The sequence below is a fragment of the Teredinibacter turnerae T7901 genome, assembly GCF_000023025.1.
In the GTDB taxonomy this organism is placed as follows: domain Bacteria; phylum Pseudomonadota; class Gammaproteobacteria; order Pseudomonadales; family Cellvibrionaceae; genus Teredinibacter; species Teredinibacter turnerae_B.
The window spans coordinates 1161777-1186923 of record NC_012997.1 but is presented as its reverse complement, the minus strand read 5'-3'; the positions used below and the strand labels follow the sequence as shown (position 1 = coordinate 1186923).

The 25147-nt window shown below is 51.5% G+C and carries 25 protein-coding genes; 5 read left to right on the top strand and 20 right to left on the bottom strand.

From position 1 onward, the window contains the following. Positions 1-3: 3 nt before the first annotated feature. Positions 4-909 carry a 5'-3' exonuclease gene (locus TERTU_RS05005; protein ID WP_015817311.1) on the bottom strand — a complete coding sequence of 302 codons (906 nt, stop codon included), beginning with the start codon at positions 907-909 and terminating at the stop codon, positions 4-6. Further along, positions 906-1472 (bottom strand): elongation factor P hydroxylase, encoded by a 567-nt coding sequence (locus TERTU_RS05000; RefSeq protein WP_015820415.1) that lies wholly within the window; start codon positions 1470-1472, stop codon positions 906-908. The genes TERTU_RS05005 and TERTU_RS05000 overlap by 4 nt, the downstream gene beginning before the upstream one ends. A 195-nt stretch (positions 1473-1667) precedes the next feature. Here TERTU_RS05000 and TERTU_RS04995 point away from each other — a divergent pair, with 195 nt between their 5' ends. Continuing rightward, on the top strand, positions 1668-2375 hold the full coding sequence (locus TERTU_RS04995) for a hypothetical protein (protein WP_015817624.1): 708 nt from the start codon (positions 1668-1670) through the stop codon (positions 2373-2375). Between the two features lie 239 nt (positions 2376-2614). Here the strand turns inward: TERTU_RS04995 and tusA are convergent, their stop codons facing one another. Further along, on the bottom strand, positions 2615-2857 hold the full coding sequence (tusA, locus tag TERTU_RS04990; RefSeq protein WP_015818330.1) for a sulfurtransferase TusA: 243 nt from the start codon (positions 2855-2857) through the stop codon (positions 2615-2617). Between the two features lie 129 nt (positions 2858-2986). On the opposite strand from tusA, the gene TERTU_RS04985 reads away from it, so the two are divergent. Then, positions 2987-3268 carry an antibiotic biosynthesis monooxygenase family protein gene (locus TERTU_RS04985; RefSeq protein WP_015819705.1) on the top strand — a complete coding sequence of 94 codons (282 nt, stop codon included), beginning with the start codon at positions 2987-2989 and terminating at the stop codon, positions 3266-3268. A 20-nt stretch (positions 3269-3288) separates the two neighbouring features. Here TERTU_RS04985 and rlmM read toward each other — a convergent pair whose 3' ends face one another. Genes rlmM through TERTU_RS04970 form a run of 3 tightly spaced genes read right to left on the bottom strand, consistent with a single transcriptional unit; the run spans position 3289 to position 5273 of the window. Continuing rightward, positions 3289-4341 (bottom strand): 23S rRNA (cytidine(2498)-2'-O)-methyltransferase RlmM, encoded by a 1053-nt coding sequence (gene rlmM / locus TERTU_RS04980; RefSeq protein WP_015819484.1) that lies wholly within the window; start codon positions 4339-4341, stop codon positions 3289-3291. 21 nt (positions 4342-4362) lie between these two features. After that, positions 4363-5028 (bottom strand): alpha/beta family hydrolase, encoded by a 666-nt coding sequence (locus tag TERTU_RS04975; protein ID WP_015820881.1) that lies wholly within the window; start codon positions 5026-5028, stop codon positions 4363-4365. A gap of 8 nt (positions 5029-5036) precedes the next feature. After that, positions 5037-5273, bottom strand: a complete 237-nt coding sequence (locus TERTU_RS04970) for a YheU family protein (protein WP_015820649.1) — start codon at positions 5271-5273, stop codon at positions 5037-5039. Between the two features lie 104 nt (positions 5274-5377). Between TERTU_RS04970 and TERTU_RS04965 the strand changes: the two genes are divergently transcribed. Continuing rightward, entirely contained in the window at positions 5378-5914 is a 537-nt protein-coding gene (locus TERTU_RS04965) for a glycine cleavage system transcriptional repressor (protein WP_015819984.1), read from the top strand. Positions 5915-5994: 80 nt separating this feature from the next. Here TERTU_RS04965 and TERTU_RS04960 read toward each other — a convergent pair whose 3' ends face one another. Then, positions 5995-6384 (bottom strand): DUF2721 domain-containing protein, encoded by a 390-nt coding sequence (locus tag TERTU_RS04960; protein ID WP_015817657.1) that lies wholly within the window; start codon positions 6382-6384, stop codon positions 5995-5997. A 114-nt stretch (positions 6385-6498) separates the two neighbouring features. On the opposite strand from TERTU_RS04960, the gene TERTU_RS04955 reads away from it, so the two are divergent. Next, positions 6499-8163 (top strand): ExeA family protein, encoded by a 1665-nt coding sequence (locus tag TERTU_RS04955; protein ID WP_015819556.1) that lies wholly within the window; start codon positions 6499-6501, stop codon positions 8161-8163. Positions 8164-8170: 7 nt separating this feature from the next. Continuing rightward, complete coding sequence (locus tag TERTU_RS04950; RefSeq protein ID WP_015819087.1) at positions 8171-9106, top strand: general secretion pathway protein GspB; 936 nt, start codon at positions 8171-8173, stop codon at positions 9104-9106. Between the two features lie 22 nt (positions 9107-9128). On the opposite strand, the gene TERTU_RS04945 is transcribed toward TERTU_RS04950, so the two are convergent. The 13 genes from TERTU_RS04945 to TERTU_RS04885 form a co-directional block, all read right to left on the bottom strand. Next, positions 9129-11081 carry a hypothetical protein gene (locus tag TERTU_RS04945; protein WP_015818467.1) on the bottom strand — a complete coding sequence of 651 codons (1953 nt, stop codon included), beginning with the start codon at positions 11079-11081 and terminating at the stop codon, positions 9129-9131. Continuing rightward, positions 11074-12762 carry a LacI family DNA-binding transcriptional regulator gene (locus TERTU_RS04940; protein WP_015818148.1) on the bottom strand — a complete coding sequence of 563 codons (1689 nt, stop codon included), beginning with the start codon at positions 12760-12762 and terminating at the stop codon, positions 11074-11076. Before TERTU_RS04940 ends, TERTU_RS04945 begins: the two co-directional genes overlap by 8 nt. A gap of 249 nt (positions 12763-13011) precedes the next feature. Continuing rightward, positions 13012-16476, bottom strand: a complete 3465-nt coding sequence (locus TERTU_RS04935) for a LamG domain-containing protein (protein WP_015817545.1) — start codon at positions 16474-16476, stop codon at positions 13012-13014. 96 nt (positions 16477-16572) lie between these two features. Further along, positions 16573-16998 (bottom strand): MSHA biogenesis protein MshP, encoded by a 426-nt coding sequence (locus TERTU_RS04930; protein WP_015819194.1) that lies wholly within the window; start codon positions 16996-16998, stop codon positions 16573-16575. After that, on the bottom strand, positions 16988-17788 hold the full coding sequence (locus tag TERTU_RS04925; RefSeq protein WP_228378270.1) for a prepilin-type N-terminal cleavage/methylation domain-containing protein: 801 nt from the start codon (positions 17786-17788) through the stop codon (positions 16988-16990). The genes TERTU_RS04930 and TERTU_RS04925 overlap by 11 nt, the downstream gene beginning before the upstream one ends. Positions 17789-17798: 10 nt before the next feature. After that, complete coding sequence (locus TERTU_RS04920; protein ID WP_015818021.1) at positions 17799-18290, bottom strand: PilV family protein; 492 nt, start codon at positions 18288-18290, stop codon at positions 17799-17801. Positions 18291-18296: 6 nt separating this feature from the next. Next, positions 18297-18746 (bottom strand): prepilin-type N-terminal cleavage/methylation domain-containing protein, encoded by a 450-nt coding sequence (locus TERTU_RS04915; RefSeq protein ID WP_015819658.1) that lies wholly within the window; start codon positions 18744-18746, stop codon positions 18297-18299. Between the two features lie 13 nt (positions 18747-18759). Beyond that, on the bottom strand, positions 18760-19155 hold the full coding sequence (locus TERTU_RS04910) for a type II secretion system protein (RefSeq protein WP_015816779.1): 396 nt from the start codon (positions 19153-19155) through the stop codon (positions 18760-18762). A gap of 143 nt (positions 19156-19298) precedes the next feature. Beyond that, positions 19299-19841: a type II secretion system protein gene (locus tag TERTU_RS04905; RefSeq protein ID WP_015819842.1), complete on the bottom strand. Its 543-nt coding sequence runs from the start codon at positions 19839-19841 to the stop codon at positions 19299-19301. Beyond that, a complete protein-coding gene (locus TERTU_RS04900; RefSeq protein WP_015817453.1) occupies positions 19819-21048 on the bottom strand; it encodes a type II secretion system F family protein in 1230 nt (409 codons plus the stop codon). The genes TERTU_RS04905 and TERTU_RS04900 overlap by 23 nt, the downstream gene beginning before the upstream one ends. 22 nt (positions 21049-21070) lie before the next feature. Beyond that, complete coding sequence (locus tag TERTU_RS04895; protein ID WP_015820907.1) at positions 21071-22813, bottom strand: GspE/PulE family protein; 1743 nt, start codon at positions 22811-22813, stop codon at positions 21071-21073. Between the two features lie 20 nt (positions 22814-22833). Further along, positions 22834-24261: a tetratricopeptide repeat protein gene (locus TERTU_RS04890; RefSeq protein ID WP_015819839.1), complete on the bottom strand. Its 1428-nt coding sequence runs from the start codon at positions 24259-24261 to the stop codon at positions 22834-22836. Further along, positions 24258-25136 carry an ExeA family protein gene (locus TERTU_RS04885; RefSeq protein ID WP_015818077.1) on the bottom strand — a complete coding sequence of 293 codons (879 nt, stop codon included), beginning with the start codon at positions 25134-25136 and terminating at the stop codon, positions 24258-24260. The genes TERTU_RS04890 and TERTU_RS04885 overlap by 4 nt, the downstream gene beginning before the upstream one ends. Between the last annotated feature and the right edge of the window lie 11 nt (positions 25137-25147).

The following is a 25147-nucleotide window of genomic DNA, read 5'->3' as shown; positions in this document are numbered from 1 at the left end:
TTATCAAATTTCATTAAAAACCGAGTGTACAGACGTGCGAAATCCCGCCCCAAGACCCAGTTCATCAATAGTCGTGTCCAGCGCGGGCAAGTCGACAGGGCGACGCGTCACCCGGAATCGGGCCCCTAGCGGCGCGTCTGAAGCAACGCGGGCCAATTGGCGAGAAAGCTCAATCTGCGCCTCAGCGGCAGCGAGCTTATCCCCCAGCTTTGCCGCTCCGCGAATTGCACATTTTGCAACGCGATTGTAGTTGCGGCGTATCTCCCGCCAGCTACCAAACTCGGCTAACAGCGCCGCGGCGGTTTTCCCGCCGATACCCGCGACACCGGGAATGTCGTCTGACGGGTCGCCCACCAGCGCAAGGAAGTCTGCCATCTGCTCAGGGTATATGCCGTATTTCGCAAAAATCGCGTCGCTGTCCAGAGGTTCCCTGTCGGGAAAGTCCCAGAGCGTATCGCGCGCTGTGCGAATAATCTGGCTGAGATCCTTATCGCGCGATACAACGCATACCGACAAACCCCGCTTGCGGCTTTTCGCTGCCAGAGTTGCGATAAGGTCGTCGGCTTCGAAGCGCGGCGAGGCATAGGTTGCAAGGCCATAAGCGGCACTCAGCCCTTTGCAGGCAGCGAGCTGAAACGCGAGGCTTTCGTCCGGTAGCGCACGACTGGCTTTGTAGCCAGGGTATAGCTCGTTGCGAAAACAGGACGTTAGGCTCTCATCAAAACAACAAGCAATATACTTGGGCCTTACCGCCTTGAGAAACCGCAACAGCCAGCGCCCATACCCATACACCGCGGCCGTAGGCTGGTGCTCTCGGCCCCACCAATTATCGGGCAGGGAAAAGTAATACCGGAAGATATAAATGGAGGCATCGATCAGGTAAACGGTGTCGGACTGGGCAACACTCACGCGAAACTATCCAGTTCCTGTGGGCTATAGGCGTCGGCATCCAGATAGTTTTCGCCACCAAAATAACGAGCAAGCGCAGCGGCGAAATGTTTCGCGCGCGCCTGTAAACCCGTTGCACAGTATGCATGTACTTGCGCCAGAATCGCACGTTTGAACGCTGACGACGCCCCCATTCCCGCCATTAAATTGTCGGCACTGACGCGGAATCGGCAGGCACAGGCTTTGTGAAATATCCACTCCAGCGCTTGCGGCTTGACCTCGACCTTTTCAAACAAGGCCTGCTGCGCTGCGCTGCGGCCATCTGGCGCATACCAGTAGCCATAATCCACTTGCGCGAGTCGTTGCGGCCCGGCAATGCACCAGTGGCTCACTTCGTGCAAGGCGCTAGAGAAGTAATCCTGAGTAAAGACGATCGTGTTGACATCGCGCCCGCCGCCTCGCGGCAGGTAAATGGGTTCTTCACCTTGGCCTTCCAGGCAGGTGTTGTATTCTGAGTCGAGGAAGCATTGATTGAACAGTTCGACCAGCACCGCAGCGCTGTGAATAGTGGTGATGCAGGACATGAAAAGAATTACCTTGAGTGCCTGTGGTCGAATTAAATAGATAGCCGAGCAGTTGCTAAGTCACCTAAAAGAAATCTATAGCAAGCTATTGTGTTATCAGTGAAGTGCATATACTGTATATCGTGATGGTTCTTAAAATCATCGTGTCCTAAGCGCCATAGTGGTGTGCCTGGACCTCAACCTGGAGGTGGTATTATGAAGACCTCAAACCCTGGTCACAACTCAGATAACGTGATCGATCTCTTCACAGGGAAGCCCTACTCTTCGGCTAACGACAGCCGCATCATTCGTCTCTCCCCCGAACTCGACGGTCTGGAAATGCTTTACTCCAATGAAGCCAGCGAGGACAAATTTTTCAGCTTGAAAATTCTGTGCTGGGGACTCCGTGCGAATGGCGAGGTTGTGGGCCTTGTGCCCTGGCTCGACGACCTGGTGCCCTGTCCGGATATCGAAGATCCACTCAACGGCGCCTGGGAAGGGTATTACGACCCCGGTATCGATGAATTGTTTTTTGAACCACCCATCCACAAAATTGTGGAGCTGGAAACAGCCGCGGAATATTACGAAGTTCAGTGTGATAATCCGTACGATGTGGTGCAGGAAATTCCCGACACCATCGGCACCCACGCTGTACTTTCCGGTAGTGACGAGCACAGCTTGACGCTACAGGAAGTCGTTAGCTGGCGCTTGTTCAACGACGGAACTGTATGCGGCATGCTGGTCGATGAGAAAAAAGTGGAAAGCACGCCTGTGCTGCCGGGTGATAGCTGTTTATACCCGGCCCAGACCCAGCAAAAATTCCGCTATTTTTTCCAGCACCACATTGCCAACAAAATCAAATCTCAAGACCCGGAGGCACTCGCAGCCATCTCGCTGCTGGTCGAAGAGTCTTCTCAGGGCTGATACCAGCCCGAGTAGTCATTACTGACTGCGACACACAACTCCGTGATCTTCGGAGGCTCCCGCTGACTTCTGCAACGATGCGCCGTTATGCAAGCGTAATGCGCTTGCGGCGCAATAACCTCGAAGTACGATAGTAAAGTCCCATGCGGGTCACGTTGGCGTGGCGCAGGTCTGCGTGAGCAGAATCGTCTTACTGAGGCCGCAACAACCCATACCCCACGCAGCCACCTCACGCCTGATCAACCCTTGCGCACCAAAAACCGGTACTCATCGTCCTGCTGAGCGACCGCCACCAGCTCATGGCTCAAAAACTCACAAAAGCGGGCTATGTCCCGCTGCGTCGACGGGTCTGTTGCCAAAACCTCAATAACATCGCCAGACGCCGCATCTCGCACCGCATTGTGTAACATCATCACGGGTTCAGGGCATAAAAGCCCGCGCGCATCTATGGAATGCTGGTAGGTTTGATCAGAATGTGTCATTTTTTAAACCATTTATTCTGTTCACGAGAATTTATTCACGAATCGTTGATATGCCTTTACCAAAAGGGAAAACGAACTGGAGTATATTGCCCCAACGCGTGTTCCAAACCATAACAAAGGCGCCTCTCTATGATCCATGTGCTTATCGAACGTCACCTTCACGAAGGACAACTTGCCACCTATCTCGACCAGGCCAAACGGGCTCTACAACATACCTACGCTGTGCCCGGGTTTATCTCCGGTGAGGCCTTCTACGACTTAAACGATGAGAATCACCGTCTCCTGCTGTGCAAATGGAAAAGCCTTGAAAGCTGGCAACGCTGGCTGCAAAGCTCGGAGCGTCTTGAAATTTTGAGCCCGGTCCACGCCATACTGACACAGCCAGAAAAGATCACCTTACTCGACAATTAACCTTGCTCATTTTGGCAACGTCAGCGCAACTCAAGATGCCCGGTGACTTCCTCACGATCGTGATACAGCTGCTTAAATCGCAGTCTGTAATCGCGCCCTGCCGCAAGTAAACGCAGCTCGATTTGCTCGCGGCAACGCAGGACTTCTTTGTAACGTTGTTTCATCGGTAATTTGAGATTGAAAACGGCTTCGCGAAACCAGCTGTTTTCCGCCCAGCTGGCGATCATATCCGCTACCCGTGCAGGCTTGTCGGCAATATCGCAAACAAGCCAGTCCACAGGTTTAGGAGGGTGGTAAGCGAAGCCGTCTACCTGACGGTGCGTCACCTGCCCACCTTCCATTAAAGTTGGTGCCATTGGCCCGTTATCGACCGCATCCACAAACATACTGCGCGCCACCAACTGCCAAGTCCAACCGCCTGGCGCAGCACCCAGATCCACAGCCTTCATACTCGGGGCCAAACGCGTGTCCCACTCGCTAGCAGGGATAAAGTGATGCCATGCTTCTTCGAGCTTCAGAGTCGCCCGACTCGGGGCTTCGCGGGGAAACTTAAGCCGCGCAACGCCACCGGCCCAGCGCGGGCGCTGCCGCCGCGGGCAAACCCCAATAAATCCTTCACTGCCAGACAACAATAAAAGAACACCCAACCAGTCTGAGCCTTTTGCCAGTGGCAATTGCCGCTTTAGGTGACTGCCAACCCCACGGGTTAACTTGCTCAGGGCTTTACCCTCGTTGCTATCCACATTCAGAAAGAGCAAATCGGCAACCTCCTGGATGTGACCACTGAACGCCGCCTTAAATTGATTTTGCAACGGGCTCACCCGGTCATCAGCAGGTAAGCCGCTGATTGCGCCAGCGGAGACAAACCAGTCGCGTACAAAAACCAGCTCGTCGAACACGACGGCATTTATACAACGCAGCAATTCAGCACCGTCGTCCACCACGAATTGCACATACCCCTGACCATCGCGTGCTTTGGGGTAACCGTGTACTCCGTGGGTTGCCGTTACATCAACCAGCTCAGCCGCCAGTTCTTTCTCAAAGCCAGTACGGCAGAGCGCTACCAATTCCAAAATTGTCTCCAGTAAAATTTTTTAGCGGGATGTTGTTTGAACGAAAGTCGCGGAGGCGCTTGCCGCCTCTGCAATCAGCTGCAACTGCGTGCGACCCGATTTTTTTAGCGGTTTATAATCGTGGTCGCCCGAGTCTAGCCACATGACGTTGGTATGTGCACCTAAATCATAGCCCGTCACTTCCTGCGGCTTGCCAAACGGGTCGCGGGTACCTTGAAGGATCAACAACGGCTTTTGCAGCCCGCTCAGGTGCGCAGTACGCAACGAGTCGGGTTTAGCGGGGGGGTGAAACGGATAACCGTAAGCGATCCCTCCCGCAACGGCTGAGTCTGAGTGCACGGCCAACCACTCCGACGCGGCACGACCGCCCATAGATTTGCCTGCGACGTAAATCGGCAAGGTTGTTTGCTCCCGGGCAGCGGCAATCATTGCGCTCCAGGTCTCCAGCAGCACCGGCATCCGATTCGGCGGTGGTTTTCCCTCTCCGCGTCGGCGCCGTGCCATATAGGGGAACTCGAAGCGGACAACGTGTAATCCTGCAGCAGCGAGCGCGCTAGCCATTTCCCCCATGAAAGGCGAGTCCATCCCCAACCCGGCGCCATGGGCCAGGACTACCAAGGCACGCGGCCTAGCGGGAGTGTCGACTATTACGGGGAAATCACCCCACTGGGTGCAGGTGTCGGACATCGGACTGTTCAGGCGGTTTCTGTGGCAGGCGGTTGGTAATCGCGCTTGTTCACCAGGTTCACAGATTCTGATTCCTCATCGAACACGATAAGCACCTCACCCATAATAACTTGCGGCATGAGCGCTTCCACTTTGTCGGCCAGAGACAGTTCATGTTCGCCATAATCGGTGCCCTCGCGCGTAATATAGCCTTCAATCACGCCGCGCAGGGCTTCTTCTGTGAGCCTTTCAGGAGGAATAATCATGATGCAAACTCGCCTCTACCACTTTTGCGCGCAAATAATACGCTTATTGGTCTCGCAAAAGATATAATCCACGTTGGTGATTAATCCAGCGAACCAGAATAACTATGAATACAAATCTCATTCTAACCGTTATCAGCGATGACAAACCCGGCGTAGTAGAAGCGCTTGCGAGAACCATCGCCGAACACAACGGCAATTGGCTCGAAAGTCAGCTTGCTCACCTCGCAGGCAAATTTGCGGGTGTTGTGCAGGTGCAGGTGGCGAGTGATAGCGAATCTGCACTGGTAACACAATTGGAAGCCATGTCAGCGCAAAACATTCGCATATTTATCGATCGCGTAGAAAACAGCCGTTCGACTGCTGGCAATAGTGAACAAACGCTGTTTTTCCATGCCGTCGGCCCCGACAGGCCCGGGATTGTGCGCGAAGTTGCGCACACCTTTGCGCACTACGGCATTAACATGGAAAAGCTGGATACCCGTCTGTCGAGCATGCCCTACAGTGGTGAACCATTATTTGAAGCGGAGGGCACACTAACGCTTCCGCAGGGGCTGGATCGCACCGAGCTGGAAGAGCGACTGGATGATATTGCCAATCAACTGGCCATGGATATCAGTTTGCGTAACGTACCCTCGCTCTGATTTTAGCGCGTTAAGCCCGGCAATCCGGTTCTCGCGAGCCACGGTTTACAGGCTGGCAGGAAATGAAACCGGCCTGAAAATCAGCGGTCCAAGCGTTCGATTTCAATATTGATGGCATCTGTCGAGATCTGCACTTCCCAAAGAGAGAACAAGAGCGAAACCGATAAAAATATGACGCTAACACCAAATAAAATTTTGCCCACCAGTTGTAAGTGAACAAACAAGGCAAATGTAGATAGCGTACAGAATAAGAACGCGGTGACACCAAAAACCTGCATCCAGCGGATAATTTGAATTCTCTTGCGCAAACTACTTATTTGTCGGCGGGCGATATCATCGGCATTGCGATCCTCCAGTTTGCTCAACTGGCGAATCACACTTGCCAGAGTCACGAAGCGATTCGTATAGGCGAGTAAAAGCAGGGAAATAGCGGGGAATAGTAGCCCGGGGGTGGTGATGTTCATTTCCATCGATGGGTTCCCGAATCAAAAAGCACGAAATAGTCGCATGTGTTAAAACGCGTTATTATGCCGATTTTGGCGTATACACAGAACCGATAAAATCAAACCAAACAAAATTCAGCGATGTATCACAACCACTTCGGCCTACAGGAACAAGCGTTTTCAATTGCGGTAAATCCACGCTATCTGTACATGAGCCAACAGCACAAAGAAGCACTGGCACACCTGCTCTACGGCGTTAAGGGCGGCGGCTTTGTGCTGCTTAGTGGCGAAGTGGGCACCGGGAAGACAACGATAATTCGCTGCTTACTCGAACGCCTGCCCGACGCCACCGATGTCGCTATTGTCATGAACCCCATGGACGATGCAGTCCAAATGCTGTGCACCATTTGCGATGAACTGGGTGCGCCCTATGACAAGTCGGCCTTGGGTCAGAAGCCGTTAGTGGACTCGCTCAATCGGTTCCTGCTGGAAAATCACCGCAACGGTCGCAATACCGTGCTGTTAATCGACGAGGCCCAGCGCCTGAGTGCCGAAGCACTGGAACAAATACGTCTGCTCACCAACCTGGAAACCACAACCCAAAAATTGTTGCAGATAATTCTGGTAGGGCAGCCCGAGCTCAATGAAACACTCGCTCAGCCACGCTTGCGCCAGTTATCGCAGCGCATTACCGCACGATTTCACCTGCAACCCCTTACCCTCCTCGAAACCCAGGCGTATATCGCCCACCGACTCGATGTGGCTGGCTTGCCAGATGGTCGCAACCCGTTTCCAGGGAAAATTGTTCGCAGGATTCACCAATTCACTGGCGGTATTCCTAGGCTCATAAACATTGTATGCGAGCGGGCACTCATCGGTGCTTACGGCCATAACAAATCCACCGTAGACCTGCCAACGTTCAACCTGGCTTGCGCTGAAGTCGCTGGCAGCTTGCCGGGGCATCAGCATCATCACAGCAGAGTCGACCCCCGCTTGCTTGCCGCAGGTGGGGCGGCACTAACTCTGCTCGCGATTATCGCAATTGGCGTATGGTTGTTGCGCGCCCCAGTGCAGGTGCCCATAGCAACTACACCAGCTAAAGTTATCGCGCCAGTGCCAGCGGCTACACCAACACCAGCCCCTGAGCCGACGCCGATTATCGCATCGCCCCTACCCGAGCCCGAGGCAGCCTCCAGCGCGCGCGCCGCCACCCCCAGTTACCTGATTGCCAGCTACACGCAGGCCCAGGCGCGGTTGGTGCAATTTTTAGGTTTCCGTATCGATTACGACACCCACCCCTGTTGGGAGCTCGCCGACAAAAATATCGAATGCGCCAAAGAATCTGTAGAAACCTGGCCGACACTGCAGGAAATTAACCGTCCCGCGGTGCTGATTCTCATAACGCCCGCAAGATTTGCATCTCACGCCGTAATTGTCGGGCTGAATAGCACCGAAGCTGAACTGCTCGATAGCGAAGGCCGCGCCATTCGTGTTCCACTATCGGAACTTGGACCTCTGTGGACCGGACGCATCATGTACCTGTGGACTCGCCCGGAAGGTTTTAGCGAGCCTTTGGTGATGGGGCAGAAAAATCCGGCGATCGGCTGGCTGGCAAAACAATTTGCACTGTTGGATGAGCGACCTTCGCCACTAACAGATGACAGGTTTAACGCAAACCTGCGCGAGCGGGTGAAAATATTCCAGCGAACTCACGGGCTGGAGGACGACGGCATTATAGGTGCCCGCACCCTGATGAAAGTTAACGAAGTATTGGGGATCGACCAGACCCTGCGAAGCCTGGATTAAATAAATTATGTCTTTAATTCTAGACGCACTCGACAAAGCCGATCGCGAACGGCAAAGCAAACTCGCTGCGGATGAAATACCACCACAGGATGTCGGCGAACAAGCCGAAAGCGAGCATCGTCGCTCAGTTACCTATTTTGCAGCGGGGGCCGCTATTCTTGTGTTGCTGGCCGCGGCAACCCTCTATTGGAATTACCGCGAACAACCCCCTGCCTCAGCGAGTACCACACTGACGAATACAACCGCGCCAGAGCAACCCCGCGCCGAGATAGAAAAACCAGCGCCTGCGAAAGCAACAGTTGAAGCTGCGCAAGCCCCCGCAGGGAAACAGGCGGTGCCAGCAGTAGCGCCTGCCGAACTTGCACAATCTGTCGCTCGCCCAGTGCTGAAAAAACAACCTGCTGCAACTGACGATAATACAGCAGCGCGCGCCGCCAGAGATGTTAATGCAGCCACCGTGCAAAAAGCGATTGCGGCTCAATACAACAATGCCAGACCCTCGCAACAAATGAGCCCGGAGAGCTCTGCGGAAAAAGCCCAACAAGTCGCCGCACTCTATACCAAGGCGACGCCCACACCCGCGCCAAAAACAGAAACACCGCCGGTTACAGCAACAGCGGCCAGCCTCTCTTCAGCTGCGCCAGCGCCGAAAGAATCCGCGCCGGCGAACAGTGAACCCACTCTGGCAAATTTCACAGAACTTGGGTCGATTCGCAGCTTGCCCTGGACTGTGCAACAGAAAATTCCCACGTTGAACTACTCCGCACACAACTACCAGTCGCTACAAGACGCCAGTGTAGTGATCAATGGAACCACCCGCCGTCGCGGCGATACCCTGGAACAGGGCCTGGTGCTGGAAATGATTTTGCGGGACGGCATTATTTTGAAATATCAAGGGCAGGCTTTCAAAGTTCCAGCCCTGAACAGCTGGGTGAATATGTAACCCTGTTTTGGAGGGCCGACGTTTAGCTTTCGAGATCCTCCAGGTTTTTCAGAAACTCCAGTTGAGATTTCCGCAAGCGGATTTTAACCCGGCTCTCACCCGCCAGGTCAGCCTGTAACTCATCTTCCAGCGACTTTATTGCGGCAATGACCCGCGCCTGCAACCCGGCGCTACGGCCGACATCCTCCACCTGGCGGAAACTGCTGGAGACTTCGCCTTTAATTTTTTTAATCAGCCCATCTATCATATCATCCATCTCGCTTACCATATATTTATACCCGTTAACGAGCTTAGCCACTTCTCGTCGCTGGGACGATTGCGCATCCGTCATTTTTATGCGGGCAAATATCTTGTCGCAAATTACGAACAAATCGGAGAGTGTCTGCTTTTCTTCCTGCGTAAAAGCGCTGCCGTCATCTTTGCGTAAAACTCCGCCAAAATTCGCGTAGCGTGCCACCACTTTTTTATCGCGTTCACTGGAGTTAAATTCACCCACACGCATATTTTCTATCAGCAGCTTTTGGCTCACCGCCAACGAACCTTTCTCATTTAGCTCCATTTTTTTACCGTCTGCATTAATAAGCAGTTCATTGGCATAGCCAAGATCTTTCAAACACTGATAGAAAAAAATACCCGCGTCCGCCAGTGAACTGGAATCGACAGACTCGCGCAAAAAAGAAAAAATCATCTCCTTTCGATTCAGCACATTTTGATAATTTGCAATTTCCTCGTGAGCCTTGTCGAGGCTCTGTTGCAACATGGCTAATGTTTCTTCAGAAACACCGGGATCTTCAGCGTCCAAATGGTCAGACTTCTGTTTGAGCAAATCCAGTTCATACTCCAACATTTCAATGCACTGCTCAGACTCCCGTAGATTTTTACGCAGCAGATTCATATCCTCTTCGCTGACGCCTGCAGGCCCGCCGGAAGTTCCATCAGGATCTAAGTCATCATCACCCGACAGACCGGCGCCGCTAGCCAATTGCTCCTCCAGTTCTCGAATGATCGTGCGCTTTTCCGCAACCAACGCCTTTAGACGCTCAATTTCACGCTCGCTCGCTTCGACCATTTCATCGGACAGATCAATTAGATCCCGATCAACCCCATGCACCTCAGATTCGTTTGTCGATGCAGCCAGCCTTTCTCCCATACCCTCGACACGGCTGTGTAAATCGTCGTAATTTTCACCCAGATTGCCCGCGCTGGAGGCAATTTGAGAAGAATAATCATGAATCTTCGCCAGCGATTCATGCTCACCTCCGGCATCCTGCATATCCTTGGTGTGAGCCATCACTGCATTCGCGGTCGAGTCCAGTTGTTGAGTTAAACTTTTACCTTGCTTGGCGTGGTTCGCAGTAAGCTCAACCCGGCCTGCTGCCTGGCGATAATTAGCACTGCGCAGATTAAAAAAGAGTGCGCTTAGCTTATCGTTAATTTTTTCTATTTTGTCCGGATTAAATTCGTTTTCAACACAGGCCAGATACAGCTTGTCCAAACTGGCTTTCACATCTTTTTTACGTACAGTATCTGGCGCAAGCTCTAGTTCACGATGAATGAGTGCCACCTTTTCTTCAATAAATCGTAATGGCGACAGCACTTCCTTGGGCGAGAAAATATTCATCAGTTTTATTAAACGAGAATGTAGCAGGTTCCAATATTCGTCTGTATCCAAGCCGCGCTCTATACATTTTATTTCGATAGCCAGATATGCTTCGCGCAATTTCATAGCGCTGCGCGCTTGTGGGCTTAAACGCTTTGCCTTGGTTTGCAAACTGGTTTTTGTCTGCTGATTTATTAGAAATTTCTTGACCACAGCGGCAAAGCGCTTTCCGCCTGGCAGCAGGCTCTCGTGGGAGCGGAGCGAATGAAATGCGTACAAATTTAGAAAAATACTGCAGATAAGGCCCAGCAATAGCAGTGAGACCAGCGAGTCGGCGCCGATGCCATTGAGAATGCCCATCAACTGATTAAACATCGCCCGCCCAATGGGATAATTTGAATTGTACTTGCTGAGCCTCTGGATCCGCATGACAGCGCAATTCAAACATGCTGTACGATTTATCTTTGTGGCGCAAACGAATATACAGGCGTTCGCCAACAGATTTTACCGCCTGTAGCTGGCTGCGCAATTGACTCGACTCCCCCGGTTCAACACGGTCCGTGATATCCATGTGACGGTAAATACTGCGTTCCAATTCCGTGTGCAATCCAAGCATGGCAAGGGCAGTATCGTCCCAGGTCGATGTCAGCTCACGGCGCTCCCAAACAACAGTGCCCTCTTCCAGCGCCTGTTCTGGCGGCGCAGCAATTTCCTGGCGCCCAGGTTGTTTGTCGGTCTCGCGCAATTCCTGTAGCAGAGCATCCGCAATGGAGTTCAAATAACCGCACAACCCCATAAAACTTGCACGGGTTCCGGAAGCGGGCTCTTCACCAAACACGCTGAAGATGGCAACAATTCGTTCTTGATTGTAAATCGGGATATGGATAACACGTGAAAAGTCCTGCCCCTCCTCGGTTTGTACTACCGAATTAAAGCGCGCCAAACCCACGCTCGCTCCCAGCAGCCCCTCACTCTGACCCGAGTTATAGTTGGCGAACAAAACGCGAAGGATTTTCAGCTTTTCGTCACCACTTGAATTTTTCACCAGCTTGGAAAATATCGCCACCTGCAAATAATCCACAAACAGAGGTTCAAGCATCATTAAATCGGTAAGTTTGCTTACTGCAATTTCCCGCGGCCACTCGTGCATATTGACCATCAGCGATTTCATATAATTAGCATCGTAGAAAGCGTCTAGCTCAACGGATGTCGCCAGGTACCCACTCTCACTCTGCATCAGATCACTTTCCTTTTCGATCAGCTTCGGTTGTACGAATGTTGATGACGGCGCGGACCCGCCAGCGTGCACCGTTTCCGCGATAGACACAGCGGAATACGCGATTAAATGCAGGTTTTGATCGACCGTAGTAACACTGTTTGCCGCAAAAGGAATAACAGAAAAGGCGTCGAAACTAACCACCTCAACGCCATCAATAAGATCCGGTTTCAGGTATTTTAATTTTCGGATAAAGCCCACGGCAGTCAAACACGATCCGCAAATGATTCCAGAGCTGCGATTCGAGCTTTTAACCAATTTTACCGCCGCCTGCTGCCCACCAGAAAAAAGCGAATCTTTCACCGAAAAAATATGCTCTTCACCAAGCGCAATATTGTGGGTTTCGCAAAATTCACAGAAAGCTTCGTAGCGTTTGCGTATGTCAAACTGCCCGAGTTCTCCGACAAAAGTCAGGTTGCGATGCCCACGTTCGTAGAGGTATTCGCAAGCAAGTTTTGCGGCCTGTTCATTGTCACAGCCAACAACGGGCACTTTTAGAGGAAAATAATCAAAGGCAACAGACACTACCGTTTTGCCCGCCGCTTGCAACCGCTTTACAAAATCGGGATGAACCGCATTGCGCAGAAGAATGACAATGTCAAAACCGTGAGTGGCAAACTCCAAATTGTAAGAGCCGAACCCCTGAGTATCGATTACCGTAAGTTCGTGTCCTTTAATGACACAGGACTGGCGTATTTGCCCTATCAATTCGCCAAAGTAGAAGCCACCAAGCAATGGGGCGTAGACGCCGATGGCAAGATTTTCACGGTTCGCGCTCATATAAATAACTTCGTTGTAGACACAATCCCTGTACCATTAGGCGGCTTTAGATCATGACTTATTCGAGGTGGTTATTTTTGAGTCTAGCAAAAGATGTCGGCTATCCCGTCTTTTCTACCCGTAAGGGAATAGTGGCGAGATACCTGCGTTAAAGGATCATAGGCTGGTAATACAACGCCCTTTGCGAACGCAAGATGTAGATTTATTGTTACGGAGTAATATTCACAGGCGGGTTACATAAATCTATAGCTATTGCAACGTTTCCCGCCAATAGATAATACGGTCGTGTCCACGGTAGGCGCCAAAAACAAAGGTTGCCGGTGGCAAAGTGGGATCAGGAACACCATCTTTATTCCAGTCGAATCTAAGCCAGGGGTAATTGCTTAAGTCGGTTTGCACATCGAAACTGCCAGTATTCCCTGCGCCTGGTGCGGTAAAACGGTGACCCGCATCTCCTCCGCTAAACAGCACAGTACCGTTTGCGCTATCGATATTGCCATACATCCCGGTTGTAGAGCCGCTACCGAGAGTGATAGTTCGATTTACCTCCTGGCTGATAGCGCCATTCGGGTAGCTAATATCGCCCAGACCAATCGCAGTGCAACTGTCAGCCGAGCTTTGCTGCCAACTGGCGCCGTTCCAGAACTCACTGAGAAAAGTAATGGGCAAATCCGCCAATTCGGACCCAATCGCGCTGTCCAGTCGCAAGCGACCATAGACTACTAGCTGGCTTCCCAGCGCAAAATGATCGTTAGCGCCGTCGCTATCACTGTCCACATTAAGAATTGCCGCGCGCAAACCTATGCCGTCGCTATCGGTTGCCCTTACGGCCAATGTGACGTTATTGAAAGGGCCATCCACTGCGGCACTGCGTGCGATTCGTGACACCTGATCTAACGTCCATTCGCCATTGACCCAGGCTGGCGCCAACGAGTCTATTTCCAGGCGCGCGCTCAGATCGTTGCCACCTGATTGCGCCACGTAGTCCAGGTTAGCTGCATTCAATTTTGCATAGCTACCATTGTAATTTCGGGTGGGCTGGCTAGCCGCACTCATCGCTTGAAGTACATAGCGGCTGTTAAAATTCTGCCCCATGTAGCTAAAGGCGTTACAGCCGGGCAGGAGTGCCGCATTTGCGACATCGAAATGATCCGGCACGAAACGACCGACATTACCGGAACGCCCTTGAATTTTTTGGCTGCGCGCTGCGGATGCACTCAAAAAATTACCATCGTCAATTTCAGCAGCAATTTCGATTACACCCACCTCACTGTAATTCAGTGTAATGCCCAACTCGCCATTGACCATTGAAGGCGTTAAATCACCGCTGAGTACGCCCGGCGCCGGATCAGCATAGTTCACGCTCAAACGGAGCGCTTCCCCAGCAAAATGCGCGACGCCTGGATTGTCTGTGAGATTCACATTATTTAAAGGCAGGTTGTCACTGTGACCATCAGCAATGCCGTCATTATTCTGATCATCGGCAGCTTGCCAGGCGACGGCGCGTAACGTGGCCGGGAAGTTTGCTCCCGCAGTGGTAAAGACATTGCCGAATGCATCCGCCGCACCGGAATTTCCCGCAACTTGAATGTCCACCGCAAACGGCCTGGCGACTAGCAGCGCGCTAGAGCCGACGATGGCATCCGTCGCGAAGCTTCCGCTGTCGTCACTGAACTGAAGGCGATATTCACCTGTGTCGGAAGTGCGCAATCTAAACTCTGCGACTCCCGCTTCAATCGGGAAGGTCACGTTAGCGAATCCAGGTTCGCCGTCAGGCAGGGATATCGCACCGTTAGAACTGTTAACCACGGCCGGCGCCAAACCACCTGGATCATTCGCGGATCGTTCCAACCAAACTTTTATGGTTGATGCGCTGTAGTCGGTTGCTATTGCACAGTTGCCGCCGCCAGGTTCACGGGTATACATGGCTAATTGAAACAAATGGTCGCGTCCAACAATCACATCATCTGCCAGAGTATCCGTCAACGAAACAACAAACGCGTTGTCTCTGAAAATAATTGGCACTGAGCTTGAGCCAATCCCCGTAGTAACGTCCGTTGCCGTTACAGTAAGGCTTTCTGCGTGCTGGTTGGCAAGATCCAGAACGATCGATCCGGCATCCGACTCGTCTGCGGCGAAGCGGTATGTCGCCGTACCAGAATCGTCATTGCTCGCGGTAAGTTCACCTTGAATACTGTTTGCACTCCAGCGTCCATTGTTCGATGACGTGGTAATTTCTATCGTGCCGGTATAGTCCTCCAAAGTTTCATCGCGATCATTTTTTGCGGTAATAGTCACTGCGTTCGGTGAACAGGTGCTGGCATTTGTCGCGTTGGGAATAATTTCAAAATGGTCCAAACTATTTTCCGCAATACACGGATGCGTTTCATTCATCACCGTACTGACGTCTGCTGCATTTAGTGCACCATCATAAATACGTACTTCGTCGATAAACCCGTTAAACATGCGCGATGGAAAATCCAGGTCTTCGCCTATATAAAAAGGGTCATTATTTTTTATGACTGCCGAGGTGTTGGCTGAAGTTCCACGCACGACCCCATCAATATAAATAATTTGTTGCCCTGGGGCATAGGTCACCGCAATATGATGCCAGCTGTTAAGTGGCACTGCGATGGTCGATGTGAGCTCCTGAGCGCCTCCCCCCCACCACCAGTACAGACGCCCCTGTTGGTTAATATGAAATTCGTAATTTTCATCCTTGGATACAATAGTCATTAACGTATCGGTAACCGCGTTGGTACGCGCGTACACCCATGCGGTTACCGAATAGGTATCCAAATCCAAAATCGAGTTATTACCTGGATCATTAATCTGCACATAGCCATCGGTATTGCCATCGAATGCGCCGTACCGACAGGTGCCTGGATCACCAGCCTGAACCGGATTCGTAAGCAAGGTTTCCGGCAACCCATTGTAGCTAACCGCGCGCCCGTGAAGATTATTGCCTGAGTAATCGACCACTTCATTAGCGATTCCCTGCCATTGCAATTCATCCAGCCGCCACTCACCGACAAGATTAGGCGTGGTATAAGCAGGCGTACAAAAATCACCATAGTTGGTTTGGTTAACGATATCGGCGTTATACGTCACGGTTGAGGAACTGTTTAGCGCGATCTGGCCATTTGCAGTCAACGCTCCTGTAAGCGCTGCCCCGCTCTGCATATTGATATTACCACGCGCATATATGAGTGCCCGGCTCGTGGTATTGGAGGAAAGCTCCACGTTCCCGCGCGCGTAAATCAGTAACCTTCTGTCGTTACCACCCACGGTATTAATCGCCGATGTGTAATTCGTCGTCAAATTATTGCGAATATAGACACGGGTGCTACCCGCTTGATAGAGCGCCAATCGCGCTGTCCAGTTGACGGTAAGACTGGTAAATTCGTATTCACCGGGCAACAGATAAAGGGTATAACCGTTGCCCACTGTAACATCGCCGTAAGACCCGGGATTGAGATATCCATTGGCATTAACGGTTCCACTTGGACCTCCGGCCGTCACTGCGCGGTCTATGTCAGCAACAATAGTATTGGTGGCAGTACAGGACACACCGTTACAACTGTAATTAGGTCCAGCGTAATCGTTCAAGTTTCGGGTACGTACGACATTTCCCGGCGTATTAATCAAGCGCGACTGCCACTGAATAGTGACATTGCCGTTATTGCTACTGTTTTGCGCGGCCCCATCGAACACCCCGTCACAAACCTGCGCCCGAGCTAAACCCCAACCCAAGGATAAAATTATGACGAAAACAATTCGAAGACAAGTGCTTAACATACTAGAAACTCGCTAGCGCATCACCGTTGTAACTTGGATGTTACGTTCTGCCGTAAAATCCCCACTCCCACAGACACCCTGACTGGAAATGGTATAGAAGCTCGCGGTGTTCGCTGGATTGGCGCTGGCCGAGCAGGAAAAACGAGTGCGGCAGCCGGTCAAACCGCTAGGAAATAAATTAATTACCGGAAAGCCATTTAAATCGTTACAGTGCTGGTCTGTTTGCGCGCGATCACTCGCATTTAAATACAGGTAACCCACCGCTAGCTGACCACCGCTTTCAGCCGCGTAAAATGCCCGCGCGGACATTTCCTCCAGAGTAATACTGGTGGTGGACTGACCGCTCAATCGGCTGACAGCAATTGCCAATACAGAAATTCCCACCACCAACATCAGTGCCAGCGGCATCAGAAATCCCTGTTGACCCTTATGGAACATTGCGGATTAAAACCTCCTGGTTAAGCGCCACCTGCTCGCCGCGCTCGCTAAAAACCAGATCGATCAATAGGGCAACATTGCGATCAACTCCACCGCTGGAAAGCGAAAAAGCCCTCACGCCTGCAGCCACATTGTCCGCCAATAGCACACGGGTCGCGTCTGCCGGCATGGCATCCGTTAAGGCAGAGGTGGTAAACGTGTAATTGCGATATTCCGCCAAATCGGTACCGATGATGCAAAATCGCTTGGGTGCGTCTGCGATGTAAAGGCGATGTTGCGGCGAATTTCGCAAAAACCGTGTGGCCCCGGATAAATTAATAGTTGAACCACCACCGCCCGCAACCACAGAGGCTAAACCAACGCGTACCCCGGCGTTGCTGTAGACCTCTGCTGAACTGAGCGAGCCAACCAGCACATAGACCATGGTTCCCAAGCCTGCATTCAATGACGAGGTTGAGATAGCCGATATTGCCGGTGCACCATTGGCTTGGTCGGGCAGCTCATCGTAATATGCGACGCCCGCCACCAATGGCATAAATTCAACACAATTACCAGAAGCACTCACCCGCGTTGTATTAGGCGCGGCGATACGAATCTGGCGTACCATCTGCTCGACGCTTGCGCGCCCACGCGCAACCAGCTTTTCTCGAATCTCCATCTTTTTATAGGTATTCACTGAACTAACGACAAACGACGTACCTATACCAGCGACTATCGCGATGATGACAATAACCGCAATTAACTCGACCAGGGTAAACCCATAGTCGCGCTGAATTATTCGGCGACGCATAACCATAAAATCAAAAGTTCACGCGGTAAGCCGCCAGTACGAGTGGCGAACCACCCGGAACGGATACCGTTACTGTAATTCGTCTTACGAGATTATTGGCCTGCCCAAAGTCACTGCCTGCTTCAACCACATTCACAGAAAGTGCGTGGGCTCCGTTAGATTCGTTGTAACCGTCGTAGTCCCCCACATCGTCAAAATCATTGTCCGGCACGATACCCGCGCATACGGGCCCATTGGCTGACCCACAAGCGGGAATACCGCCCGGTGGCGTGTTCTCATCAAATTTACGTGCGAGAATTTCATCAAGCTTCGCCTGCGCCATCTCGAGCGCACGCAGCCGGACCGCAGCATTCACTGAACTTTCGTGGCTCATTCTCTGATCAAAGACCATCGCGAGCGCGGTAAGAGAAATTGCAATTACGACCAAAAAAACAATTGTTTCGATAAGAGTAATACCGCGCTCTAGCGCTGGCGGGATGGAGGCAGTGTGGTGGCTAGGCATCTTAAATTACCGCACAAAACCGGATGCTGCGACTTCTATCGCGACAGATCCAGCCGCCTTAGCCAAAGTGAGACGGCAACCTGATGTTTGCCCTAAACGATTAAATACAAATGAAACGGGTGACGCGCCACACCCAGAGGAAAGAACAACACCTGCGGGAAAAGAAACAGGGTAAGTGACACCGGCGTAAGCCAAGCTTGTCTCATCGGAAAACTCGCCATCGCCATCGGTATCCATACGTAGGTCAATAGTGGTACCGGCAATTAAAACCGTATTGTGCGCACGAGTCATGGCAATTTGCTGCGCGGAATGCATGGCTGCAACCAGGGAATCGCGACCGGCTTGTAATTCCATGCTAGTCGTGGGGCTGCGGCTGCGAACAGTCGCCGCCGCAATAACCCCGACGATAACGAGAATGGCAACGAGCTCAACCAAACTGAATCCGTTGCTCCTCATAGGCTTTCGATAATTACTGCGCACCAATGGCTTGGAAGGTTGCAGTCGCTACTGCAGAGCCATCGACCATATAGCTCAGGGTGCAGGCAACAGATGCTTTATCGGCAATAGTCGCAGCGGTGATGGTATATTCCGCTGGCAAAGCATCAGAGAGCAGATTTTCGGTGTCAGTACAATTGGCAACGCCAACTACGGTTTCACTGGTTAAACCTGCTTCGGCGGCGATGTCGACGGCATGATTGAGTGCGGAAGCGCTTTCAAGGCTACCCGCAATACTGTCAGTTGCTGCCTGTTGTGCAGCGTCAGACAGATCCACAAAACGAGGAATCGCCGTGGCCGCCAAAATACCCAGAATTACCAGCACGGCAATGAGTTCGATAAGCGTAAAGCCAGATTGTTTGTTGGTCATAATAGTCTCCACCTAAATACATGTAGTGATCTGAAGTTTTTTAAGTTTTTTGCTGCCCTGTCAAACTTTTGACAAGCACATTTAAAATATTCCGTTCGTGCAGATTGAGCCATTTTCATGCCATTCTGCATCGCTCAAAATAGCTACTTAGAAATTTGCACTGCCACCTCTCCTGTTTTTAGATCATAGTCGAAGAAGAAGCGTTCGTCGCCTTTTCGCAATAGTTCATATCGACAAATTCGACCGTTAATAAAATTTACCCCGAAGTCCGCCTGAGGGTGTGCATCCCGTGCTTTTTCGTTTTCCAGTATGACTGTGGCAGGCGCATTTTTGAAAACACCATTCCACAATTGCTGGCATTCCAGTGCAGTTTGATTCGCCAGTTTTGCAGACGTATTGCTACCCGCATTGGCTGGCCAACCATATTCATTCATGCGAATTGTTAAACCATTGACCTCTACGGAATGGCCATCGCCGAGTTTCGCCTGGCCGTGCAGATTTTCCACCGCACGGGAAAATGTTCCGGCTTGAAACTTGACAGTTTTAGACTTGGAATCATCAACCACATCGTTGTAATACGGGATCGAGAAATGCAGTAAAACGGCCAATACAATTAAAACGATAACCAACTCGAATAAGCTGAAACCGTTTTCGCATTTCCAGTTACATGCCACCGGTTTGAACATCGTATAGACTCCAAAGTGGCAAAAATATACCCAGCGCAAGCAATGTGACAAAAACCGCAAGAACGATAATCAACAGCGGCTCTATGCGGTCAGTCAGAGTTTTTAAATCGTAATCCACTTCCCGCTCGTAAAACTCAGCCACATCGCGTAGCAGATTATCCACCTGCCCACTTTCCTCGCCGACAGAAATCATCTGTAACACCAGGGGAGTAAATAATTCAGCCTGTAAATGTGTGCGCAGAAGCGTCTCCCCACGCTCCACCCCCTGCCGTATCTGCTGAATTTTTGCTGACAGAAAAGGGTTGTCTATCGCCGCAGCACACAAGCTTAACGACTGGGTGATCGGCACGCCGGCACTCAGCATGAGAGAAAAACTGCGCGCGTAGCGGGCCATGGAGGCACGCTCAATCAAACTGCCGATAATAGGCAAGCGCAGCTTTTTGCCACCCCATAAATAAGCCCCCTGCTCGGTGCGCAAATAGTAGGTAGCGCCGCCCACCAACATCACTAAAACAATCAGCATCGCTGGCCAATAGGTTGTGAACGCATTTGATGTCGCAATTAACCCTCGGGTAACAATCGGCAACTCTGCGCCAAATTTACTAAACATTTTGGCGAAGGGAGGGATCACGTAAATATTGATTACCACAAATGCGATAACGAGTGCTACCACCACAAAGGAAGGGTAGCGCATGGCGGACTTAACACGCTTGCGGGTTTCTTCATCGCGCTCCAGATAAAAACCAATTTGGCGGAATATTTCATCCAGCTTGCCGCTGCTCTCACCCACATTGATCATGCTTACAAAGAGCGAATCGAATACTTTTGGATGTTGCCGCATCGCCCGTGACAGGCTCATACCGGTTTCCAGTTTTTCGGCAACGTCGTTGAGCACTTCGCGAAAATGTTCGTGGCGGACGCTTGCCGCCAATCCACGGATTCCTCGGGTCAGGGGAATACCGGCTTTGGTAACGGTATACATTTGGCGACAGAACATAACCAAATCAACAACGGGAACCTGCTCTGAGCCCAGTACTACATTTATGCGCTTAACAAGACTTGCACCAAGCGAAACCTCGTTGATACGTACCGGCGTAATACCGCGCCCAACTAAAACTGCCGCTACCGCATCCACCGAGGCACCGGCAATTTCACCCTTAACGGATTGCCCTTGCGCAGAACGACCTTCGAATGAAAATTGAGCCATAGCCGAATTTTATAGTTTCCCGTTATTGATCGTACTCAGCGATTTCGCCGAGACTCTCGTCTTCAATCTGGGCAGACACCCGCATAACTTCGTCGATAGTGGTCACCCCTTGTATAGCGAAGTCCAACGCACTGGCGCTCAACGGACGGTAGTGGCTGCTGCTGTGTGCGGCGTCGTTAAATTCACGCACGCTGTTGTCCCGCAGGGCATTTGCCATGGCGTGGTTAATTTCCAACAATTCAAATACCCCAATACGACCTCGATAACCGGTGTTGTAACAATGCGCGCAGCCGGTGCCGCGACGAAAATTTGCATCGGCCAGATTGTGATTTTTTTTCAGACTGTGGAGTAAACTAAGTTCCAGCGGATTGAGTTCATGCGGCACTGAACAGCTTTCACAAATTCGCCTCACCAAACGCTGGGCTACAATCGCTTTTAGGCTGGACGCAACCAGATAGGGGTCCACCCCCATATCAACCAACCGCAACGCAGAAGTCACCGCGTCATTGGTGTGCAACGTGGAAAGCACCATGTGCCCCGTCATTGCTGCGCGCAGCGCTATTTCTGCGGAGTCCGCATCGCGAATCTCACCCACCAGAAGAATATCCGGGTCTTGACGCAACGTTGCACGAAGAACCTTGCTAAAGCTCAGGCCAATTTTTTCGTGCACCTGAACCTGGCTGATCCGCGGCAATCGGTATTCAACCGGATCCTCTACCGTAATGATTTTTTTCTCAGGCGTATTCAGTTCCGACAATGCGCCGTATAGCGTTGTGGTTTTACCGCTGCCGGTGGGGCCAGTAACCAACACCAGGCCGTGCGGGCGGGTAATAATATGGCGAAAGCGACGAATATAATTATCGGGCATACCCACCGAACCCAGCGGCAGTACACCTTCAGTGTGATCTAGAATACGCATCACCACCGATTCACCAAACTGTACCGGCATGGTTGATAGACGCACATCAATATTGTGGCCGGAAACCTTCAAGTTGAAACGGCCATCTTGAGGTAATCGTTTTTCAGCAATATCCAGATTGGACATCAGTTTTAAGCGTACGACCAGCGCTCCGGCAATGCGCTTTTCGTTCATAACCTGCTCAACGAGTACGCCATCTATACGCTGACGAATTCGCAATACATTTTCATCAGGCTCAATATGAATATCAGAAGCCTTCGTTTTAATTGCTTCTTCAAAAACTTTCTGCAGCAACCTTACAACGGGCGCATCAGAATCTTCGGCGCTGGTAATAATTTCCGACAGATCAACGGAATCGTCATCCAGAGTTTCATCCAACTGCTCTGCCAACGAGGCAATTTCTTCTGCGCTTGAATAGGCAATATCGAGAATATCCAGCAACTCAGATTCACGTACGACCGCTGTTTTTATCGGCTTGGGAATCACCCGCTGCAGCTCGTCGATACTGAAAATATCAGTTGGGTCCGACATACCTAACAGGATGCTGTCTGGATCTTCCCGTAGAATCATTACCCGGTAACGCCGCGCAAGGCTCTCTGGTAAGGACTGCACTAACTCGCGATCAAACCGAAAATGTTTCAACTCGATAAACGGAATGTCCAATTGGCGAGATAGCAACGACAGCAGGCTGTTTTCTTCCACGAACCCCATTTCGACCAACTGGCGCCCAAGCTTTAACCCGGTCGAACGCTGTTCACGCAGCGCCGTTTCCAACTGATCTTGGGATATTAATTGCTGTGCTACCAGCAAATCACCCAGGCGAATTCGTTTTGGTGCGTCACTCATATCTGGTTTCAGCTTTTCCGTTAGTGGCCGCTGGCGATGCCATCATCGCGCTGTGCAAGTGCGGTTAATTGGCGAACCCGTTGCGTAACATACGTGTGCGCTGACTGGTCCAACTGCGAATCTGACAGCACTTGCCGATAGGCCGCCAATGCATTTTCCGCATGACCCAACTCATCGGAGCACAAGGCGTAGCCCAGCCAGTAAGCAAAATTAGAAGGCGCCATGGCAATCAGAGCCTGGTAGCGCTCCGCTGCGGCCAATGTATTGCCCGCACTGCGATACAACGCGGCTAAGAGTGCATTGAATTGCTCAAACAGTGACTGCGAGATAATACCGGCCGCGTACATAGACTCGAGCCGTTTGACACTCGTTTGCTCAAGGACACCCAACCCCTGCGCGATTTCACCTTGCGCTACGAACCACTTTGCGTCGAGCAACTGTTTGCGCACGGGGGGCGTTGCCCAGTTATCTACAACCGCTTTAGCGTCTGCATAACGCGCGCTATCAAGGTATGCTTGGAACAATAGCTCACGTGCTTTTTCTGCGTCGGCCTCACGGGCAATAAACGCCTCTAACACGCGCATAGCCTGAGCACCGTTTCCCGCGGCGATCATACGCTCAGCGTCGGCGCAAACGGCATCCTCTTGAGACGATAGTGATTGCGTAATCGCTACCTGTCCGGCGCCGTTATTTTTCTCTGTCGTTTGAGCCACAGTGACTGCGTAATTTTCAGGGTGAATATCAAACCCCGCGCGTTCTGCGCGGCCCAATAAAAAGGTAAGTCGCTCCAAGTCTGCCTTTGCCGCGGCAGCGGCTAGCAATTGCTTATATCGTTGCTGTATTTTTTCGATACCCTGTTGAGCCTGCTCGTCATCAGGCATCTGTGCCAACACTTGGCGATAAAAATAGAGCGCATTGTTTTCTAACGGTAGCGTCAATCGGTTTTGTTCGTACGCCAGTGCCGCTAAAGACAGCCATTTTTCTCTGCTCGAACGAAAACCCGTGCTACCGGTGTGCTCACCTTCAGGGCTTTTAACGTTCAGCCCGCTGCTACTCGGCAATGTTTTCTCAGCAAGCGTGTGTTTGGTATCAGACGGCTGCGGGGCCACAGGGTTAACATTATTTGGTTGCTCGCTAGCAATAACAGCAGCCACCTCATTCACATCGAAGGTTGCCGTTTTGGTCGTGTCACCGCTCGTGCCTGTCCTAACCGAAGATGTTTCCACCACACGGCTCGGTAAAGTCGATGTATCAGACGGGGAGGTGAAAGCTCCCGGAAGCAAATCGAAGCCAACAGTCAATGCCAGAGCGATCGCAATGAAAAACAGTGGCCAGGCTCGGTATCCTCTAATTCGGATACGGTCACCACCCAAATGATTCTCTAATTCCGCACTCGGCGATTTTTCACGTGCGTCCAGGTCGCGCAACATATCGTTGATGAGGCTCATGCCCGCCCCCCAAAGGGCGCGAAATACGCACCCACACGGCAGTGCCAGGCGAGCAATTTACCGGTCCAGCGCGTCTCTGCGGTATCGGCGATTGCCTTGGCCACTTGCATGACTCCGACTCGAATCAAGCCCCGCCCATAGGCGCTGATCAGCGCTTTATGCGCGATAATATTGATTAACCGGGGAATGCCACCTGCACCTTGGCTTAACAACCAAAGAGCGGAAGGGGTGAATACATCCGCACGACCACCAGCCGCATCTAAACGGTGACGGATATATTCCCTCACACCTCGAGATGAAAACGGATGTAAATATTCTGAAAAAATAATTCGCTGTTTTAACTGACGCAGATCCGGCCTTGACAAAAGATGGTCCAACTCAGGCTGGCCTAACATCACCACCTGTAGCAGTTTGCGTTTCTCTGTTTCCAAATTCGTTAACAACCGCAAGCTCTCGATTGTTTCTCGCGGCATTGCTTGCGCTTCATCTACGACCAAAACTACTTGTTTGCCGTTGTGCGCCAACTGCATCAGCTTGTGGTAAATGGAGGTCAGCAACACATGGGTTTGCATTGACGGGTCGTATTGCGCTCCAATTTCCTGCGCGACAAAGGCTTTAAGTTCATCCGGCGTAAGATAGGGGTTAGGAATGTAAGCAGTCACAAAACGGTGTTTCAAACGCGCGAGCAAAATGCGGCACAACAGCGTCTTACCGGTACCAACCTCACCGACAATTTTTATAAACCCCTCACAGTGCTGCAAAGCGACCAGCATAGTATTCAACGCATCGCGATGACTTTGCTGATTAAGAAAGAACTGTGTATCCGGCGTAAGCGAAAATGGAAGTTCCGCGAAGCCGAAATGATTCAGGTACATGTGCTATCTCG

What these genes read in the sequence shown, in the direction of transcription:
- TERTU_RS05000 (WP_015820415.1), bottom strand. Translation starts at nt 1,472, where the DNA reads ATGTCCTGCATCACCACTATTCACAGCGCTGCGGTGCTGGTCGAACTG.
- TERTU_RS04995 (WP_015817624.1), top strand. Translation starts at nt 1,668, where the DNA reads ATGAAGACCTCAAACCCTGGTCACAACTCAGATAACGTGATCGATCTC.
- tusA (WP_015818330.1), bottom strand. Translation starts at nt 2,857, where the DNA reads ATGACACATTCTGATCAAACCTACCAGCATTCCATAGATGCGCGCGGG.
- TERTU_RS04985 (WP_015819705.1), top strand. Translation starts at nt 2,987, where the DNA reads ATGATCCATGTGCTTATCGAACGTCACCTTCACGAAGGACAACTTGCC.
- TERTU_RS04975 (WP_015820881.1), bottom strand. Translation starts at nt 5,028, where the DNA reads ATGTCCGACACCTGCACCCAGTGGGGTGATTTCCCCGTAATAGTCGAC.
- TERTU_RS04970 (WP_015820649.1), bottom strand. Translation starts at nt 5,273, where the DNA reads ATGATTATTCCTCCTGAAAGGCTCACAGAAGAAGCCCTGCGCGGCGTG.
- TERTU_RS04965 (WP_015819984.1), top strand. Translation starts at nt 5,378, where the DNA reads ATGAATACAAATCTCATTCTAACCGTTATCAGCGATGACAAACCCGGC.
- TERTU_RS04960 (WP_015817657.1), bottom strand. Translation starts at nt 6,384, where the DNA reads ATGGAAATGAACATCACCACCCCCGGGCTACTATTCCCCGCTATTTCC.
- TERTU_RS04955 (WP_015819556.1), top strand. Translation starts at nt 6,499, where the DNA reads ATGTATCACAACCACTTCGGCCTACAGGAACAAGCGTTTTCAATTGCG.
- TERTU_RS04950 (WP_015819087.1), top strand. Translation starts at nt 8,171, where the DNA reads ATGTCTTTAATTCTAGACGCACTCGACAAAGCCGATCGCGAACGGCAA.
- TERTU_RS04945 (WP_015818467.1), bottom strand. Translation starts at nt 11,081, where the DNA reads ATGTTTAATCAGTTGATGGGCATTCTCAATGGCATCGGCGCCGACTCG.
- TERTU_RS04940 (WP_015818148.1), bottom strand. Translation starts at nt 12,762, where the DNA reads ATGAGCGCGAACCGTGAAAATCTTGCCATCGGCGTCTACGCCCCATTG.
- TERTU_RS04930 (WP_015819194.1), bottom strand. Translation starts at nt 16,998, where the DNA reads ATGTTCCATAAGGGTCAACAGGGATTTCTGATGCCGCTGGCACTGATG.
- TERTU_RS04925 (WP_228378270.1), bottom strand. Translation starts at nt 17,788, where the DNA reads ATGCGTCGCCGAATAATTCAGCGCGACTATGGGTTTACCCTGGTCGAG.
- TERTU_RS04920 (WP_015818021.1), bottom strand. Translation starts at nt 18,290, where the DNA reads ATGCCTAGCCACCACACTGCCTCCATCCCGCCAGCGCTAGAGCGCGGT.
- TERTU_RS04915 (WP_015819658.1), bottom strand. Translation starts at nt 18,746, where the DNA reads ATGAGGAGCAACGGATTCAGTTTGGTTGAGCTCGTTGCCATTCTCGTT.
- TERTU_RS04910 (WP_015816779.1), bottom strand. Translation starts at nt 19,155, where the DNA reads ATGACCAACAAACAATCTGGCTTTACGCTTATCGAACTCATTGCCGTG.
- TERTU_RS04905 (WP_015819842.1), bottom strand. Translation starts at nt 19,841, where the DNA reads ATGTTCAAACCGGTGGCATGTAACTGGAAATGCGAAAACGGTTTCAGC.
- TERTU_RS04900 (WP_015817453.1), bottom strand. Translation starts at nt 21,048, where the DNA reads ATGGCTCAATTTTCATTCGAAGGTCGTTCTGCGCAAGGGCAATCCGTT.
- TERTU_RS04895 (WP_015820907.1), bottom strand. Translation starts at nt 22,813, where the DNA reads ATGAGTGACGCACCAAAACGAATTCGCCTGGGTGATTTGCTGGTAGCA.
- TERTU_RS04890 (WP_015819839.1), bottom strand. Translation starts at nt 24,261, where the DNA reads ATGAGCCTCATCAACGATATGTTGCGCGACCTGGACGCACGTGAAAAA.
- TERTU_RS04885 (WP_015818077.1), bottom strand. Translation starts at nt 25,136, where the DNA reads ATGTACCTGAATCATTTCGGCTTCGCGGAACTTCCATTTTCGCTTACG.